Consider the following 4,041-nt stretch of genomic DNA (forward strand, 5'->3'; position numbering starts at 1 on the left):
GGGGAGAGCGGTGCGGGACCCGCGCGTGGCGGTCATCGGGATGGCGCTGAGGTTTCCGGGGGCTGACACACCCGAGCAGTACTGGCACGACATCCGGTCCGGGGTGTCCCACGTACGGCCCTTCACGGACTCCGAGTTCGCCGCCGCGGGCCTGCCCGAGGAGCTCTACCGCGACCCGGACTTCACCGGAGCGAGCGCGCTGCTGCACGGCGTCGACGGCTTCGACGCCGGGTTCTTCGGGATGAGCGGGCGAGAAGCCACCCTGACCGATCCCCAGCAGCGGTTGTTCCTGGAGTGCTGCCACCACGCGCTGGAGGACGGCGGGTACGCCGGAACCGGCAACCGCGGCGTGGGCAATCGTGACGCGGGCGACCGGATCGGCGTCTACGCGAGTGTCGGGTACCGCCTGTACTCACTGCACAGCTATCTCGCCTCCAACATCGGTGAGTCGAGCCGCGGCGACGACTGGACCACGGTGAAGCAGATCCAGGTCGGCAACTACCCGGATTTCACGGCCAATCGGGCCGCGTTCCGGCTCGGGCTCGACGGTCCGGCGGTGAATGTCGCGACCGCCTGTTCCAGCGGGCTCGTCTCGGTCCATCTGGCCTGTCAGGCGCTGCTCGCGGGCGACGCGGACCTCATGGTGGTGGGATCGGCCGCCCTGCATCTGCCGCAGGTCACCGGGCACCGCCATGTGAAGGGCTCGACGATCTCCAAGTCCGGTGCGGTACGGGCCTTCGACGCCGCCGCGGACGGCACGGTCGGCGGCAACGGGGTGGCCGCGGTACTCCTCAAGCCGCTCGCGAACGCCCTCGCCGACGGCGACACCGTGCACGCCGTCATCCTGGGCTCCGCGGTCACCAACGACGGTGCGGACAAGGCGGGTTTCGCCGCTCCGGGTGTCGCGGGCCAGCGCGACGCCGTGCTCGGCGCGCTGGACCGCGCCGGTGTCGGGGCCGAGACGATCGGCTATCTGGAGGCGCACGGCACCGGCACCTACAAGGGTGATCCGATCGAATTCGCCGCGCTCAGCGAGGCGTTCCGGCGGCACACGGACCGCAGGGGCTTCTGCGCGCTCGGGTCCACCAAGCCCGCCATCGGGCACCTGGACAGCGCGGCGGGGCTCGCGGGGCTGGTCAAGGCGGTTCTGGTGCTGCGGCACGGTGTCGTTCCGCCGCTGGTGAACCTGACCCGGCCCAACCCCCAACTCGGGGTCGAGGAAAGCCCGTTCACGCTTCCGCGGCGTGCCATGCCCTGGCCGTTGCAGGGCGACGGGCCCCGGCGGGCGGGTGTGCACTCCATCGGCATGGGCGGCACCAACGCCCATGTGATTCTGGAAGAGGCCCCGGCCGCCCCCGGCCGGACCGTGGGTACCCCGGTTCCCGTACTCCTGCCGCTCTCGGCGCACAGCCCCAAAGCCCTGGAGGAGTACGCCCGTTCCTTCCGCGACGCCCTGGTGCGGCGCCCGGACATGGCACCGGCCGACCTCCTCACGACCGCCGCGCTCGGGCGCCGGCACCTGCGCCACCGGCTGGTAGTCACCGCACCGGCCGTCACGGCACCGGCCGCTACCCCGGCTGCCGTCTCCGCACCCGTCGATGGCTCGGCCGACAACCTTGTCGACAACCTTGTCGGAGGGCTCGTCCGCGGCCTCGACGCCTTCCTGGCGGATCCGGGGAGCCCCGCGCCTCCCACCGCCGCGTACTACACCGGAACCGTGGACACCCCGGCCCCGGCCCCGACCCCGAGTGCGACTCTGACCCCGGTCACGCTCGCGTACGTATTCAGCGGGCAGGGCGGCGGCAGGCCCGGAATGGCCGCGGCGCTCGCAGCCCGCTTCCCCGTGGTGGCCGACGTCCTGGAGCGGTGCGCCCGTATCCATCAGGAGGAGACCGGGGAGTCGGACTTCCTCGACCGGATCGTCGGTGGCCGGGGCCCGGAGAGGTGGGACACCGACTTCGCCCAGCCCGCGCTGTTCGCCCTGCAGGTGGCACAGGCCCGGCTCTGGCAGGGGTTCGGTGTGCGACCGTCGGCCGTCGCCGGGCACAGTGTCGGGGAGTACGCGGCCCTGTGCGTCGCGGGAGCCCTGTCGCCGGAGGACGGTATGCGGCTCCTCTGCCGCAGGGGCCGGCTCATGCAGGACACCGAACCCGGCGCGATGCTGGCCGTGTTCGCCCCGCCGGAACACGTACGGCGGCTGATCGGGGACATCGACCCGACGCGGTACGGGCGTCTCGAACTGGCGGTGTCCAACGGTCCCACGCATCACGTCGTCGCCGGTCCGCCGGCCGCGGTCGAGGCGGCCCGGGCCTGGCTGGCCGAGCACGACGTGGCAGGCGAGCAGCTCCCCGTCGACCGCGCCTTCCACACGGCGCTGCTCGACCCGATGCTCGACGAACTGCACGCTGCTGTGGGCAAGGCCGAACTCCGGCCCGTACAGGTGGAGTTCGTGAGCGGACTGGACGGTACGGCGTATCCCGTGGGCTGGCTGCCCGACGCCGATTACCTCGTACGGCAGGCGCGGCGCACCGCGGACTTCCACGCCGTGCTGCGCACGCTCGCGCCCAGGGGTGCCCTGGTCGAACTGGGGCCCGGCGCGCCGCTGACCGGCATGGCCCGCCGTGCCGTGCCGGAGACCCTCTGCGTGCCGACTCAGGGCCGCGGCGCCGACACCGACGGCGTGTGGACGGCGGCGGCCCGTCTGCACTGTGCCGGGGTGGACCTCGACTGGGCGGCTCTCCTGGAGGGCTGCGGGGGGCGCCGGATTCCGCTGCCCGTGTACCCGTTCCAGCACCGGTCGTACTGGACCGGCCCGCCACCGCATCCCGGTCCGGGAGTGGACCGATTACCTGCAAAGGAAGGTTCAGTGGAGGACGGCATGACCGAACAGGCAGTACTCGAACGCGTACGGGAGCTCACGGCCCGGCATCTCGGCTACCGCGCCGACGAGCTCGGCGCCGGGCAGACGTTCGTCGGCCTCGGAGCGGATTCGCTGCAACTCATCGGGTTGCTGCGGCAGTTGGAGAGCGAGTTCGGCGTGCGGACATCCGTCCGGGAGGTTCTTGAGGAGGCGGGCACGCCTGAGCTCACGGCTCGTCTGATCGCCGCGCGGGCGGGGCGGTTGGCTTCGCGGGCGGAGGGTGGGCCGGTCGACGTTGGCACGGGCGTTGCGGCTGGGCTTGCGGCTGGGCTTGCGCCTGCCGCTGCCGCTGCCGCCGCCGCTGCTTCGGCTCCCGCTTCTGCCTCTGCTCCCGCTCACGCTCCTGCTCTTGCCTCCGTTCCCGCTCCTGCGTCCGTGTCTGCTCCTGCCCCGAATCCTGCTCCTGCTTCTGGGCTTGCCTCGGCGTCTGCCCTTGCCGCAGGGCCCGCGCTCGCGCCTGCGGCTGTGCCTGCCCCAGCGGCCGTGCCGGCTGCGGCGACCGCCTCGGCTCCCGTGGCCCCGGCTCCCGCCGCCCCGGCGCCCGTCGGCCCGGAGCACGCGCTCCGCTCCGAGGTCGCCGAGCTCCGGCGGCAGATCGATCTGCTCGCCGAGACGCAGGCGGCCATGGTGACCCAGCTCTCCGAGGCGATAGCCCTGCTCGGCGCCGAGCGTGCCCGATGAGTACGACGGCGGCCGACCGGGCCGCGGAACTCTCCCGGAAGCTGACGGCACAACTCGCGGCGGCCAAGCGACACTTGGCGGCGACGCCGCCCGGACCAGCCTCGACGCCCCCTCGGGCCCCGGCCCCGGCGGCAACCGCACCCGCAGCCTCGGCCCCGACTCCCGTCGCACCCACCACCACACCGGCCCCGCTCTCTCCACCGCCACCCACCCTCCACGGCCCCCGAGTAACCCTCCCCGAAGGCTCAGGCATGGTCGGCGAGGGCGCCGACGCGGATGCCGGTCAGCGGGCGCATGCCGTCGAGCTAGGGCGCAGGCTGGCCGAACGGACGGGCACATCCAAGGAGTTGGCCCAGCGGCAGCGTGCCGTGCTGGCGGACAGCCGGGCGGTCGTCGGGTTCCGTCGTTCGACGAGGGAGACGCTGTACCCCCTCGCGGCC

General features: G+C 73.1%; 2 protein-coding genes. Both read left to right on the top strand.

Annotated elements, in window-relative coordinates; translation table 11 throughout:
• The first annotated feature begins 10 nt into the window (after positions 1 to 10).
• Positions 11 to 3,601 (top strand): type I polyketide synthase, encoded by a 3,591-nt coding sequence (locus AOK17_RS46160; RefSeq protein ID WP_055618631.1) that lies wholly within the window; start codon positions 11 to 13, stop codon positions 3,599 to 3,601.
• Positions 3,602 to 3,852: 251 nt separating this feature from the next.
• The coding region (locus AOK17_RS51840; RefSeq protein WP_206190954.1) for a hypothetical protein at positions 3,853 to 4,041 on the top strand (189 nt) is incomplete at its 3' end.

Origin of the sequence: Streptomyces phaeochromogenes (assembly GCF_001418655.1) — a bacterium.
In the GTDB taxonomy this organism is placed as follows: domain Bacteria; phylum Actinomycetota; class Actinomycetes; order Streptomycetales; family Streptomycetaceae; genus Streptomyces; species Streptomyces phaeochromogenes.